At 72.9% G+C, this 12,232-nt stretch carries 12 protein-coding genes and 2 pseudogenes; 9 read left to right on the top strand and 5 right to left on the bottom strand.

Annotated elements, in window-relative coordinates; all coding sequences use genetic code 11:
• Positions 1–744 (top strand): MBL fold metallo-hydrolase (locus AOK18_RS25500; RefSeq protein WP_055695855.1); only part of this gene is annotated, 744 nt, incomplete at its 5' end.
• Between the two features lie 57 nt (positions 745–801).
• Here AOK18_RS25500 and AOK18_RS25495 read toward each other — a convergent pair.
• The gene (locus AOK18_RS25495) at positions 802–1,428 is read right to left on the bottom strand and encodes a DedA family protein (protein ID WP_167738742.1); all 627 of its coding nucleotides are present in this window, start codon (positions 1,426–1,428) and stop codon (positions 802–804) included.
• A 65-nt stretch (positions 1,429–1,493) separates the two neighbouring features.
• Positions 1,494–2,267: an MBL fold metallo-hydrolase gene (locus tag AOK18_RS25490; protein ID WP_055695854.1), complete on the bottom strand. Its 774-nt coding sequence runs from the start codon at positions 2,265–2,267 to the stop codon at positions 1,494–1,496.
• Between the two features lie 81 nt (positions 2,268–2,348).
• Between AOK18_RS25490 and AOK18_RS25485 the strand changes: the two genes are divergently transcribed.
• From AOK18_RS25485 to AOK18_RS25475, 3 genes are all read left to right on the top strand, one after another.
• A complete protein-coding gene (locus tag AOK18_RS25485) occupies positions 2,349–2,750 on the top strand; it encodes a hypothetical protein (protein WP_055695853.1) in 402 nt (133 codons plus the stop codon).
• A gap of 167 nt (positions 2,751–2,917) precedes the next feature.
• Positions 2,918–4,993 carry a phage holin family protein gene (locus AOK18_RS25480; RefSeq protein ID WP_055695852.1) on the top strand — a complete coding sequence of 692 codons (2,076 nt, stop codon included), beginning with the start codon at positions 2,918–2,920 and terminating at the stop codon, positions 4,991–4,993.
• Positions 4,994–5,116: 123 nt separating this feature from the next.
• Complete coding sequence (locus tag AOK18_RS25475; RefSeq protein WP_055695851.1) at positions 5,117–6,034, top strand: DUF6891 domain-containing protein; 918 nt, start codon at positions 5,117–5,119, stop codon at positions 6,032–6,034.
• A 16-nt stretch (positions 6,035–6,050) separates the two neighbouring features.
• On the opposite strand, the pseudogene AOK18_RS31390 reads toward AOK18_RS25475, so the two are convergent.
• Both AOK18_RS31390 and AOK18_RS25460 read right to left on the bottom strand, forming a co-directional pair.
• Positions 6,051–6,883, bottom strand: a pseudogene (locus AOK18_RS31390) (IS5 family transposase).
• Between the two features lie 91 nt (positions 6,884–6,974).
• Complete coding sequence (locus tag AOK18_RS25460) at positions 6,975–7,169, bottom strand: hypothetical protein (RefSeq protein WP_055695848.1); 195 nt, start codon at positions 7,167–7,169, stop codon at positions 6,975–6,977.
• Between the two features lie 197 nt (positions 7,170–7,366).
• Between AOK18_RS25460 and AOK18_RS25455 the strand changes: the two genes are divergently transcribed.
• The 3 genes from AOK18_RS25455 (at position 7,367) to dnaK (ending at position 10,643) form a co-directional block, all read left to right on the top strand.
• Complete coding sequence (locus AOK18_RS25455; protein WP_055573975.1) at positions 7,367–7,795, top strand: OsmC family peroxiredoxin; 429 nt, start codon at positions 7,367–7,369, stop codon at positions 7,793–7,795.
• Positions 7,796–7,920: 125 nt separating this feature from the next.
• Complete coding sequence (locus AOK18_RS25450) at positions 7,921–8,649, top strand: glycerophosphodiester phosphodiesterase family protein (RefSeq protein ID WP_055695847.1); 729 nt, start codon at positions 7,921–7,923, stop codon at positions 8,647–8,649.
• Between the two features lie 110 nt (positions 8,650–8,759).
• The gene (gene dnaK / locus AOK18_RS25445) at positions 8,760–10,643 is read left to right on the top strand and encodes a molecular chaperone DnaK (protein WP_055695846.1); all 1,884 of its coding nucleotides are present in this window, start codon (positions 8,760–8,762) and stop codon (positions 10,641–10,643) included.
• Here the strand turns inward: dnaK and AOK18_RS25440 are convergent.
• Complete coding sequence (locus tag AOK18_RS25440) at positions 10,637–11,500, bottom strand: helix-turn-helix domain-containing protein (RefSeq protein ID WP_055573972.1); 864 nt, start codon at positions 11,498–11,500, stop codon at positions 10,637–10,639. The two genes, dnaK and AOK18_RS25440, sit on opposite strands and share 7 nt — an antisense overlap.
• Before the next feature lie 210 nt (positions 11,501–11,710).
• Here AOK18_RS25440 and AOK18_RS25435 point away from each other — a divergent pair, with 210 nt between their 5' ends.
• Together AOK18_RS25435 and AOK18_RS25430 are read left to right on the top strand one after the other, a co-directional pair.
• Positions 11,711–12,043, top strand: coding sequence for a 4a-hydroxytetrahydrobiopterin dehydratase (locus tag AOK18_RS25435; RefSeq protein ID WP_055695845.1), 333 nt, complete (start codon positions 11,711–11,713; stop codon positions 12,041–12,043).
• 5 nt (positions 12,044–12,048) lie between these two features.
• Positions 12,049–12,232: pseudogene (locus AOK18_RS25430) on the top strand (SAM-dependent methyltransferase); the annotation flags it as partial.

Below are 12,232 nucleotides of genomic sequence, written 5' to 3'. Positions count from 1 at the left end.
GGGCACGCCAGCTGGGTGGTGCGGATCGGCGGACTCACCGTGCTCACCGACCCCGTCTGGTCCCGCCGCATCCTCGGCACCCCCGCCCGCATCACCCCCGTCGGCGTCGCCTGGGAGGCCCTGCCCCGCGTCGACGCGGTCGTCATCAGCCACAACCACTACGACCACCTCGACGCCCCCACCCTGCGACGGCTCCCGCGCGACACCCCGGTGTTCGTGCCGGCCGGGCTCGCCGGCTGGTTCCACCGCCGCCGGTTCACCCGCGTCACCGAGCTGGACTGGTGGGAGGCCGCCGAACTGAAGGGCGTCCGCTTCGACTTCGTCCCCGCCCACCACTGGTCCAAGCGCACCCTGACCGACACGTGCCGTTCGCTGTGGGGCGGCTGGGTGCTCACCGGTCCCGACGGACGGAGCGTCTACTTCGCCGGCGACACCGGCTACGGCCACTGGTTCTCCCGGATCGGCCGCCGCCACCCCGGCATCGACCTCGCGCTGCTGCCCATCGGCGCCTACGAGCCGCGCTGGTGGCTCAGGGACGTCCACTGCGACCCGGAGGAGGCGGTCCGCGCCGCCCGGGACCTCGGCGCGCGCCGGATGGCACCCATGCACTGGGCGACGTTCGTCCTCTCCGCCGAACCGGTGCTGGAACCCCTCACCCGCGTCCGCGCCGCCTGGGAACGGGCGGGCCTGCCCCGCGAGCACCTCTGGGACCTGCCGGTCGGCGGCTCCCGCGTCCTGGACTGACCGCCACGACGCCCCGGCCGGCCCGTCGGCCGGGAACGGCCGGGGGCGGCCGGCGGCTCACGACGCCGCCGGCCCCCGCAGGTGGCGCCAGACGCCCGGGGCCACGCTGATCAGGACGGTCAGCACGATCGCCGCGAGCACCCCCTGCCAGGGCTCGTCGAACAGCGAACCGCCGAGGACACCGATCAACTGGTACGTCGCCGCCCAGGCCAGACAGGCCGGCAGGTTGCCGCGGACGAAGCGGCGGACCGGCCACTCGGCGATCAGACAGGCGAGCATCACCGGAAGGCGCCCCGCCGGCACCAGCCGGGACAGCACCAGCACCGTCACGTCGTGGTCGGCGAGTTTCCCCTGCGCCTGCGCCAGCCGGTCCTCCGGCGCCCGCGCCCGGATCGCCTCCAGCCAGCGCGAGCCGTTCCGCGACCGCATCCCGCGCCGTCCCAGCCAGTACAGCGCCACGTCCCCGAGGAACGCGGCCAGCGCCGCCGTCGCGAACACCAGCGCCATCGAGACCGGCGCGGTCCGGTGGAAGGCGACCACCGCCGCCGAACTGACCAGCGCCCCGGTCGGCACCACCGGCACCAGCGCCCCGATCAGCACCAGCAGGAACAGCGAGGGGTAACCGATCGCCTGCTGGGTGGTGTCCGGGACCACCGTCAACGGCACGGCCACCCCCGAGACCACGGCGGACACGGTGGAGAGGGCGAGCGGGGGCACACCGGCCGTCTGCACCAGGGCGACGGGCAGGATCACCGGGGAACCCCCAGGCGCACGCTCTCCCCGTGCCCCAGCCGGTGCACCGGCACCCCGGGCGCCCGCTGGGCCGCCCGCCGCACGAACTCGTCACCCGGCGAGTGGAACTCGTGCGGGCGCACCGCGTCCAGGCCGATCGGCCAGTACGTGCCGTAGTGCACCGGCACCGCGCTGCGCGCCCCCAGCCGGGCCAGCGCCTCGGCCGCGCGCGCCGCGTCCAGGTGCTCCTCCCCGAGGTACGGGCCCCAGCCGCCCACCGGCAGCAGCGCCACGTCGACCGGGCCGACCTCCTCGGCCATCGTGTCGAACAGTCCGGTGTCACCGGCGAAGTACGTGCGCGCCTCGCCCTCCAGGACGTAGCCGAGGGCGGGGGAGCGGTGCCGCCCGAGCGGCAGCCGCCGCCCGTCGTGCCGGGCGGGCACCACCCGGACCGCCAGACCGCCGGCCGTCAGCACGTCACCGGGCGCCACCTCGCTCACCCGGAGATGCGCGAGCCGGCGCAGCGCCGGCACCGCACGGCGTGCGCCCCGGGGCACGAGCAGGTGCGTGCCCGGGGCGAGCAGGGCCAGGGAGGGCACGTGCAGATGGTCGGCGTGCAGATGGGAGACCAGGGCCACGTCCGCGTTCCGGGCCTCCGGCGGCGGCAGGGCGCCGCGCCGGCGCCGCAGGTGCGCGAACCGGCGGGCGAACAGGGGATCGGTGATCACGCGTGTGCGCGTGTCCTCGACCGTGCAGGTGGCGTGCCCCCACCAGGTGATCTCCACCGGCACCTCTGCGCCTCCTTCCACGACTCCCCGAAGCCTACGCGCAGGAGTAGGGTCGGCGGCGAAGTCCGGAGGTGAGGGGGCGCCATGGGGCCGGTGCGGGTGATCGCGATCGCGAGTCTGACGCCGCTGGAGGAACTGGACGACGATCCCTTCCTGGTGGACTCCCGCAGCCAGTACGCCATGTGCGCCCGGTGGGCCGCCGAACGCGGGTACGTGGTGACCCGGGAGCTGCTGGTGCGCGGCCTCAGCCCCGACCACAGCGTGCTGTGGGACGGCGTACGGCCCGGCTCCGACCTGTTCGTGGCCCCCAGCCGCCGGGTGCTGGAGAGCGCCCTGTCCTGCGTCGAGGAGTTCACCGCCGAGTGCGCGCGGCGCGGGGTGCGCGTGGAGATCGTCGGCCGGGCCGAACCGGCGTACGACGCCGCGATGAAGGCCCGGGTGCACCGCCGCCTGTCCATGCCGACCGCGGGCTACGACGGCCGCTGAGGCCCGTCCGGCCCCGGTCGCACACTCTTCCCCCTCGGTTCCCGCCCCTCGGTTCCCGGGGGACGAAACGGTACGTCCGGACGTTGTGGCAGGGTGTGGGGCACGGACAGGGGCCGGTTCGCAGGCCGCCCTGGCGGCAACGGGCCGGGACGTGAGGTGAACTGGGCGTGAGCGGCGTGCGGTGGCGACGGATCGCCAGCCAGATCGGGCGGAGCGTCACGGTGTGGGCGGTCGCCACCCTCACCATGCTGGTGCTCGCCGGCATCCTCCCCGACTTCCGGCTGCGCTCCGCCGACGGCGACAGTGCCACCGACATCGCGGTCACCGCGGCGCTCGGCGCCGGCGCCTTCGGCCTGCTGTCGGCGCTGGTGTGGCCGCTGCTGGTACGGCTGCTGCTGCTCGTGCCGGCGCTCGTCCTCGGCCTGCTGGTGTTCTTCCTCAACGGCGCGCTCCTGCTGGTGGCGCTGCGGCTCAACCCGATCGAGCGCGGCACCGCGGCCTGGGAGACCGCGATCGTGGTCGCCGCCGTGATGTCCGCCGTCGCCTCCGCCACCGGGGCCGCCCTCGCCGTGCGCGACGACGCCGCCTACCGCCGCCGCCTCTACCGCCTCGCCGACCGCCGCCGGCGCTCCACACCGCCCGTCCCGACCACCCCCGGCACCGTCTTCCTGCAACTGGACGGGGTCGGCCACGACGTCCTGCTGCACGCGGTCGACCGGGGTCTGATGCCGACCGTCGCCCACTGGCTCGGCACCGGCGACCCCGGCCTCCCCCACTCCCACCGGCTGACCCCCTGGCGCACCGACTGGTCCAGCCAGACCGGCGCCAGCCAGCTCGGCATCCTGCACGGCAGCAACCACGACGTCCCCGCCTTCCGCTGGTACGAGAAGGACCGCCAGGAGGTGATGGTCTGCAACCGCCCCAGCAGCGCGGTGGAACTCCAGCGGCGCGCCGTCCGGTACTCCGGACACCCCGGACTGCTCGCCGACGACGGAGCCAGCCGCGGCAACCTGTTCAGCGGCGGCGCCGACGAACAGGCCCTGGTGCTGTCCATAGCCGCCCGCCGCCGCAGCCGCGAGACCCGCTCCCGGTCCGGCTACTTCGCCTACTTCTCCGACCCGGCCAACGCCGTGCGCACCGCCCTGTCCTTCGCCGCCGAGGTGGTCCGCGAGATCGGCCAGTCCACCCGCGCCCGGTGGACGAAGCAGCTCCCGCGCGTCTCCCGCGGCGGCCTCTACCCCTTCATCCGGGCCTTCGCGACCGTCGTCGAACGGGACGTGGTCGTCTCCGCCGTCATGGGCGACCTGCTCGCCGGCCGCACCTGCGTCTACGCCGACCTGGTCGCCTACGACGAGGTGGCCCACCACTCCGGCCCCATGAGCCGGGACGCCGAGAAGGTCCTGCGACGCCTCGACCGCTCCCTCGCCCTGATCGAGCACGTCGCCACGCACGCCCCGCGCCCGTACCGGATCGTGGTGCTCTCCGACCACGGCCAGAGCCACGGCGAGACCTTCCGCTCCCGCTACGGCCTCCCCCTCGGCGACCTGGTGCGGGCCGGCTGCGGACTGCCCGTGCCGCGCCGCGCCCGGCGCACCCACAGCGGCGCCGAGGCCCGCGCGGCGGTCCGGGCGGCGCTGCGCCGCCCGGTCGAGGAGGGCACCGAGCAGCACCGCCCCACGCGGGCCTCCGAACCCGTCGTCCTCGCCTCCGGCAACCTCGGCCTGATCTCCTTCCCGGACGTGCCGCACCGGATGACCAAGGAGGAGATCGACGCCCGCCACCCCGCCCTGCTGCCGACCCTCGCCAACCACCCCGGCGTCGGCTTCCTGCTCGTCGGCAGCGAACGGCACGGCGGGGTCGTGCTCGGCGCGCACGGCGCGGAGGTCCCCCTGGACGCACTCGACGACACCCCCGGACCGCTCGCCGCGTTCGGACCGGGCGCCGCCGACGCGGTACGCCGCACCCACTCCTTCCCGCACACCGCCGACATCATGGTCAACTCCTTCCACGACCCCGCCGACGGCGAGGTGCTCGCCTTCGAGGAGCAGATCGGCTCGCACGGCGGCCTCGGCGGCGCCCAGTCCCGCGCCTTCCTGCTGTCCCCGGTCGCCCTGTCCGCGCCGGTCGTCGACGGGGAGGAGCTCGCCGGCGCCGAGCAAGTACACCACGTGCTGCGCCGCTGGCTGGAGGAGTCGGACGGCTCGCGCCTGCCGGCCGACCCGGGCCGGGAACGGGCCGCCTAGGGACTGTCGTCAAACCTCGACCAAGTGACCACCCAGGATCAGGGCTTGTCTAGCCGTCGTAGCAGCAGTTTTGCCGCGGGTCCCGGGATGTCTGCAGTCAGAGGGGTGTGTCAGAGTCTGCGCATGCTCGAGATCGTGGTGAAGACGGAGGACTGGGAGCGGCACGTCCGTGTGTCCGCCGAGGAGCTGGCTGGATTGGTCCGGCGAATCGGTGGTGACGGTGACCGGTTCCTGGTGATCCAGCGGATACCCGACCTGCCCGATGTCTTCGCCCAGGTCTGGCACAAGGCCGGTGGTGACTACACGTTGGAGTACCGCGACGGTGCCGCTGACCGGCACTTCCAGGCGATGGCCGACGGTCCCGAGGTCGTGATTGCCGCGATGACCGGCTGGGCTCGCCAGGAGGCCGGATGGCACAGTGGTTTGGCTTGGTCGCTGCTGGACATGGGCCCCGCCCGCGAGGTGCCGCCGCTTGACCTGGACGAAGACGAGCGCGCGGAGTTGGAGAAGCGCATCCGCGAGGTGCTGGTCGGCGGCTATGCCTCCCGCGCCGAACTGGCCGAGCTTGCTGAGGAGTACCTGGTCACCAAGGACCGCCGACCCGTGTCGCGCGAGCAGGCGGAGACGCTGGCAGACCGGCTGTGGCTGGAGCGAGTCGGGGAGCAGGCCGAGTGGCAGGGCGAGACCGACCCTGAGCGGCTCACCCGCGCGTTCACCGTCCTGCAGGAGGCCGGCATCACCGCCCGCGAGAACTTCACCTGTTGCCGTAGCTGCGGCCAGTCCGAGATCGGTGGAGAAGGCGGGCCCAACGCCCGCGGCTTCGTCTACTTCCACACCCAGTGCACGGACTCCGCCGCGGCCGGCCACGGACTGATGCTCCTCTACGGCGGCTTCGACGGCTCGTCCGAGACCACTGCAGTCATCGGCCACGAGGTCGTGGCTGCCCTCGAAGCAGTCGGCCTCCGCGCCGAGTGGGACTATGACCCCGGCCGGGCCATCACCGTCACCCCCCTGGACTGGCGCCGCCGCCTGGTCGGTTAGGGACCGGCGTCAAAGATCACACCCACATGAGGAGTGAGGCGAGGGTGACGGCTGCCTGGTAGCACTCGGCCGTTTTGTCGTATCGCGTTGCGATGCCGCGCCATTGCTTCAGCCTGTTGAAGCATCGTTCGACGACGTTGCGGCGCTTGTAGAGCTGCTTGTCGAACGACGGCGGCCGGCCGCCGGAACGGCCACGCCGAAGTCGGTTGGTGATCTGGTCCGCGCGCTCGGGAATGGTGTGGGCGACGTTGCGCTGCCGCAGCCAGGTGCGGATCGCCTTCGAGCTGTAGCCCTTGTCGCCGATGACGTGCGACGGCCGGGTCCGGGGACGACCGGCGTCCAGCCGCGGCACCCGGATCGCGCCGAGCAGGGTAGTGAACTGGGTGCAGTCGTTGGTATTCCCGCCAGTGAGGACCAGGGCGAGCGGGCGGCCGAGTCCGTCGACCGCCAAGTGGAGCTTGCTGGTCAGCCCGCCACGCGAGCGGCCGAGCGCCCGGTTGCGGATCCCCTTTTTCGGGCCCCGGCGGCGTGCTGGTGCGCGCGGACGATGGTGGAGTCGACCGAGGTGAGCCAGTCGATGTCGCCGGTCGCGTCTGCCTTGGTCTGCGCGGCCTGCAGCATCTGCTCGAAGGTGCCGTCCTTGGCCCAGCGGCGGAAGCGAGTGTGCAGGGTGGCCCACGACCCGTACCGCTCGGGCACGTCCCGCCAGGCCACCCCGGTACGGAACTTCCACACGATGCCGTTCAGGACCGTGCGGTCGTTCAACCGGGGCCGCCCCGTCGAGGACGTCGGCAGCAAGAGCCGCAGCAGATCCCACTCGGCATCGGACAGCTCGTGGCGACGTATCACCCGACCATGATCCACTAGTCAAGATCACTTTGACGACAGTCCCTAGGGCGCGCCCGGCCGATCACCCGCGCGATGCGCCGCTGCGGCGAGGTCAGGGGGCGAAGTACCGGCAGGACAGGTCGAGGTGCTTCTCCGCACGCCTGCCACCCATGGACGGCGGGAACGGCGCGAGCCGTCGTGCGGAAACCGTGCCCGCGCCGCCCGGCACCATCAGCACCGGCGCCCGGCGCCCGGCGGCCGAGGACGGGTCCACCGCGTCCTGACGCCCGGCGTACTCCCGCCGCACCGCATCACCACCGGACCGTCCCGGGGAGGGCGGACGTCCCCGGCCGGCGGCGCGCCGCCCGCCCCACCGCGAGGGGCGCCGCTCCTGCGGCCGCGCCGCGCCGTAGTGTGATCGGATAGGGCCGGGAACCCGGTGACCCGGGACTCCCGACCGGCCCCGGCCGGGCACCCGGCCGGACTTCTTCGAAAGGATGCGTCATGGCAGCCACGCGCTCCGCACACACCGTCTGGGAAGGCAACCTCATCAAGGGCAGCGGGGTCGTCACGTTCGACTCCTCCGGCAGCATCGGCGAGCAGCCGGTCACCTGGGCCTCGCGCGCCGAGGAGGCGAACGGCAGGACCAGCCCCGAGGAGCTGATCGCCGCCGCGCACTCCAGCTGCTACTCGATGGCCTTCTCCAACATCCTCGACAAGGCCGGCAACCCGCCGACCCGCCTGGTGACCTCCGCCGACGTCACCCTCGTGCCCGGCGAGGGCATCACCGGCATCCACCTCACCGTCGAGGCCACCGTCCCCGGCCTGGACGAGGCGGCCTTCCAGGCCGCGGCCGAGGACGCCAAGGTCAACTGTCCGGTCAGCCAGGCGCTGAAGGGCACCGAGATCACCCTGACGGCGAAGCTCTCCTGACCCGTCCGCCGTACCCGAAGGACACCCGCAGGCCGCTCCGCAGGGGGCGGCCTGCGCCGCGTCCGCGTCCTCCCGCGCCCCACGATCCCGGTCTCGACGACCCCGGCCCCAGGGAGCCGCCCCGCATGACGTCACGGCCCGCCGTCTCCGCGCACCGGGGAGGTTCCGAACGCGCCGCGCCCGCGACCCGCGAGGCCTACGAGGACGCCCTGCGCTCCGGCGCGGAGTACGTCGAGTTCGACGTGCGGCGCACGGCCGACGGAGTCTTCGTCGTCCACCACGACGCCCGTGCGGGACGCACCGGCCCCCCGCTGGCCGCGCTCACCCACGCCGAGCTCTGCGAGCGCGCCGGCTACCCCGTGCCCGTCGTGGACGACGTCATGGAGCTGATCGCCGGGAGGCTCGCCGGGCACCTCGACCTGAAGGAGACCGGTCACGAGCGGGAGCTGATCGACCGCGCGGTCGCCCTGCTCGGCCGGGACGGCTTCGTCGCCACCAGCCTGGAGGACCGCTCCGTCGCCGCGATCACCGCGGCCTTCCCCGGCGTGCGCACCGTGCTCTCCCTGGGCCGGGACGGCATCGGGATGCCCCCGGCGCGGCTGGCGCGCACCCGGCTGAGCGAACTGCTGCCCATGCGGCGGGTCCGCGCCTGCGGGGCCCACGGGATCGCGGCGCACCAGCGCCTCGCCCGCGGCGGGGCACTGCGCGAGGCGGCCCGCAACGGACTGTTCACCATGGTGTGGACGGTCAACGACGACGCCCCGATGCGCGGCTTCCTCGCCGACCGGCGCGTGGACGTCCTGATCACCGACCGCCCCCGGCGCGCCGTGCACCTGCGCGCCGGGGGCGCCTGAGAGGTGAGGGACGAACCATCCGGGCACACTATTGACAACGGCGCACTCAAGTTTTGTGCTGGAAGTCCGGAAGGCCGGAGAGGTGTGCCCTGACGGAAGGGGACGGTGAGATGGGACGTGCGGTCGGGATCGACCTGGGGACCACGAACTCGGTGGTGGCCGTGCTGGAGGGCGGTGAGTCCACGGTCGTCGCCAACGCGGAGGGCGCCAGGACCACCCCTTCCGTCGTGGCCTTCGCCAAGAACGGGGAGGTGCTCGTCGGCGAGGTCGCCAAGCGGCAGGCGGTGACGAACGTCGACCGCACCGCCCGGTCGGTCAAGCGCCACATGGGCGACGGACAGTGGCACTTCCCGGAGCAGGGCTCCGTGGACGGCACCCGCTACCGGGCGCAGGAACTGTCCGCCCGGGTGCTGCAGAAGCTGAAGCGGGACGCCGAGGCCTACCTCGGCGAGGACGTCACCGACGCCGTGATCACCGTACCGGCGTACTTCGACGACGCCCAGCGCCAGGCCACCAAGGAGGCCGGTGAGATCGCCGGGCTGAAGGTCCTGCGGATCATCAACGAGCCCACGGCGGCGGCCCTCGCGTACGGCCTGGACAAGGAGAGCGAGCAGACCGTCCTCGTCTTCGACCTGGGCGGCGGAACCTTCGACGTGTCGCTCCTGGAGATGGGGGACGGCGTCATCGAGGTCAAGGCCACCAACGGCGACACCCGGCTCGGCGGCGACGACTGGGACCAGAGGCTCCTCGACCACCTCGCCCGGAGCTTCCAGAACCGGTACGGCATCGACCTGACGCGGGACAAGATGGCCGTGCAGCGGCTGCGGGAGGCCGCCGAGAAGGCCAAGATCGAGCTGTCCTCCTCCTCCGAGACCACCATCAACCTGCCCTACATCACCGCCTCCGCCGAAGGCCCGCTGCACCTGGACGAGAAGCTCACCCGGGCCCAGTTCCAGGAACTCACCGCCGACCTGCTGGAGCGCTGCAAGACGCCCTTCCACCAGGCGGTGAAGGACGCCGGGGTGAAACTCTCCGCGATCGACCACGTCATCCTCGTCGGCGGCTCCACCCGCATGCCCGCCGTCACCGACCTGGTCCGCGAACTCACCGGCAAGGACCCGCACAAGGGCGTCAACCCGGACGAGGTCGTCGCCGTCGGAGCGGCCCTCCAGGCGGGCGTCATCCGCGGCGACGTGAAGGACGTGCTGCTCCTCGACGTCACCCCGCTGTCCCTCGGCATCGAGACCAAGGGCGGCATCATGACCAAGCTGATCGAACGCAACACGACCATTCCCACCCGGCGCTCGGAGACCTTCACCACCGCCGTCGACAACCAGCCCTCGGTCGGCATCCAGGTCTACCAGGGCGAACGCGAGATCGCGGCGTACAACAAGAAGCTCGGCGTCTTCGACCTGACCGGTCTGCCCCCGGCCCCGCGCGGCGTCCCGCAGATCGAGGTGGCCTTCGACATCGACGCCAACGGCATCATGCACGTCTCCGCCAAGGACCTCGCCACCGGCAGGGAACAGAAGATGACCGTCACCGGCGGCTCGGCGCTGCCCAAGGACGACATCGACCGCATGATGCGCGAGGCCGAACAGTACGCCGACGAGGACCGCAAGCGCAGGGAGGCCGCCGAGACCCGCAACCAGGCCGAACAGCTCGTCTACCAGACGGAGAAGTTCGTCCGGGACAACGAGGAGCGGATCCCCGCCGACACCAGGTCCGAGGTGGAGGAGGCCGTCGCCGCGCTGAAGTCCCTGCTGGAGCAGTCCGCCGACACCGCCGCCCTGCGCGCCGGCGTCGACAAGCTCGCCACCGTCAGCCAGCGGATGGGCCAGGCGATGTACGCCCAGGCCGGACCGGAGTCCACCGGCGACGCCGGGCAGCACACCTCACCGCAGGAGGAAGGCGTCGTCGACGCGGAGATCGTCGACGACGAGGGCGACGGACGGGACGGGGACCGCGGGCAGGACCGCGGCGGCCCTCAGTAGTCGTCCCGGAACTTCCGCAGCAGCTTCTGCGTGTCCTCGGGGGAGGCGGCCCGCGTCGTCATGTGGTCCAGCACCTCCAGGTGCACCGAGACCTCCTTGCGGGAGTCCAGGTACAGGGCGCCGGTCAGGTACTCGGTGAACACCATGTCGGGCAGCTCGGGCTCGGCGAACCGGAACAGCGAGAAGGGCGCGTACGTCCCCGGGTGCGGGCCGTCGGCGAACTCGGTCACCTGGAGCGTGACCCGGTCCCGTTCGGACCACTCCAGCAACTTGTCGAACTGCTCGCGCATCACCCGACCGTCCCGGGCCACGGGGCGCCGCAGGACCGTCTCCTCCACGATCACCCACAGGTGGGGAGGGTCCCGGCGCTCCAGGAGCCGCTGCCGCTCCAGCCGCAGGGACACGTGCCGTTCGACGGCCTCCGGCGTCTGGTTCCCGATCGTCCCGGCCTCCAGGACGGCACGCGCGTAGTCCTCCGTCTGCAGCAGCCCCGGCACGAAGTGCGGCTCGTAGGACCGGATGACCCGAGCGGCGCCCTCGAGGCTCACGTACAGGCTGAACCAGTCGGGCAGCACGTCGTGGAACCGCTGCCACCAGCCCGGGCGGTTCGCGTCCTCCGCGAGGCCGATGAAGGTGGCCGCCTCGCCCTGGGGCACCCCGTACGCCGTCAGCAGGATCTGAATGTACGGGATCTTCAGCGCGACCTCGGCCGTCTCCATCCGCCGGACGGTCGCGGGAGCCACCCGCAGGACCCGGGCGGCCTCCTCCCGGGTGAGGCCCGCCGTCTCCCTCAGTTCCCGCAGCCGCCTGCCGAGCACCACTTGGCCCACCGTGGGTGCGGCCCGCCGTTCACTCACGCCACGTCTCCCCAACGCCCCCGGACACACGATCAGTCTGCCATGCCCGGTCGACCCTCTCACGAGTGACGGCCGGGCGCCCCCGCTCCGGGCACCCGGGGCACGCCCCCTCCCGGCTTCCCGCTCAGGGCCCGGCGGCACCTCCTGTGGCAGTCTGGGCGGAGAGGGGCCCCGGCCACCACCACGGGGGACAGAGGAGGAGCACAGCCCATGCCCGCCGAACCCGCCGGATCCACCGCATCCGCCGCGCCGCTGTCGCCGAAGGAGATCGAGGACCGGCTGGCCGGCCTGCCGGGCTGGTCGCTCGACGGAGACCGGCTCACCCGTTCCTACCGGCTCGGCTCCCACTTCGCGGCGGCCGCGATGGTCGTGCACGTCGCCCGGGTGCAGGAGGAACTCGACCACCACTCCGACCTCACCCTCGGCCACCACACGGTGTCCGTCGCCGTCCACACGCACAGCGCGGGCGGCGCCGTCACCGAGAAGGACGTCGAACTGGCGCGCAGAGTAGAGGACTTGGCGCCCAGCCACGGGGCACACTGAGGCGTGTGCTCGACTACGACGAGGAAGCGGGACGGTACGACGCCTCACGAGGCGGGGAAGCCCGTGCCGCGGCCGCCGCACGGGCGGTGCTGGACCTGATCCCCCCGGGCGCGCGCGACCTGCTGGACATCGCCTGCGGCACCGGCATCGTGACCCGGCGTTTCCCGCAGGCCCGCGCGGGCCTGCGGG

Origin of the sequence: Streptomyces prasinopilosus (assembly GCF_001419695.1) — a bacterium.
GTDB lineage: Bacteria > Actinomycetota > Actinomycetes > Streptomycetales > Streptomycetaceae > Streptomyces > Streptomyces prasinopilosus.
This window is presented reverse-complemented; position numbering and strand designations above follow the sequence as displayed.